Here is a 1,004-nt window from a genome sequence, read left to right as displayed (position 1 = left end):
AGGCGGCGGGCGTCCTCGGGGGAGGCGTTGAAGTAGATCTTGGTGCGGGCGTTGGTGCTGATGCCTTCTTCGAGGTCCTTGGGGAGCTGGCGCAGGTACTGGTGGGCCAGCGTCATGGCGAGGCGGTAGCCGCGGGCCTCGGCGAGCACGTCCTCCAGGGGATAGGGGAGGTTGAGGAAGTTGTGGGCCTCGTCGATGTAGAGGCCGGCGTCGTGGCGGCGGGAGTGGGGGATGCGGGCGCGGCGGGTGGCGGCCTGCCAGGTACGGGCGACCACGATCGAGCCGACGAGGCGGGAGGTCTCGGTGCCCAGTGAGTCCTTCGCGATCCGCACCAGGCAGATCCCGCCGTCGAGGACTTCTTCCATGTCGACGGTGGAGGGTCCGGCGGCGAGGGCGGAGCGTACGAACGGCCGCAGCAGCAGACCCCGGAGCTTGTTCATCAGCGGGGCGATGACCTGCGCGCGGGAGGCGGGGGACAGGGAGTCGTACCAGGACCAGAACCCTTTGAGAACCTCGTCGTGGATCTGGTCGACCGCGCGCCGGCGGAACGCGGGGATCGACAGGAGGCGGGGGAGGTCGGTGAGGAGCGGGGTGCCGGGGAGTTCGCGCAGGGTGAGCAGGCCCGCGCGCAGGATGTCCTCCGTACGCGGGCCCCAGGAGGAGGCGTAGATCCGGGAGAAGATCGAGACGAGGTTGTCGACGGTGCGGGCGGCGTCGGCGCCTTCGAGGGGGTTGAGGACGGGCGGGCGGGTGCGGCTGTCGGCGTCGAACAGCACCACCTTCTCGCCGAGGTGCTCGGGCAGCCGCATCAGGATGTCGGTGACCAGGTCGCCCTTGGGGTCGACGACGATCAGACCGCGCCCGGCGTCCGCGTCGGCCAGGATCATGCGGCCCAGCAGCTCCGACTTCCCCGAGCCGGTGGCGCCCAGGACGTGGAGGTGCTGGCGGGCGTCGGGGACACGCAGGCCGACGGGGCGGGGGCGGCCGGAGTCGGTGAGGCCGAT

1 protein-coding gene is annotated in these 1,004 nt (G+C 71.4%); it reads right to left on the bottom strand.

Translation table 11 applies throughout. The features are described from left to right. On the bottom strand, positions 1-1,004 hold a 1,004-nt coding region (locus AOK24_RS42835), incomplete at both ends, for a type IV secretory system conjugative DNA transfer family protein (RefSeq protein WP_159052206.1).

Origin of the sequence: Streptomyces niveiscabiei, from assembly GCF_001419795.1 — a bacterium.
Classification (GTDB): Bacteria; Actinomycetota; Actinomycetes; order Streptomycetales; family Streptomycetaceae; genus Streptomyces; species Streptomyces niveiscabiei.
This window is presented reverse-complemented; position numbering and strand designations above follow the sequence as displayed.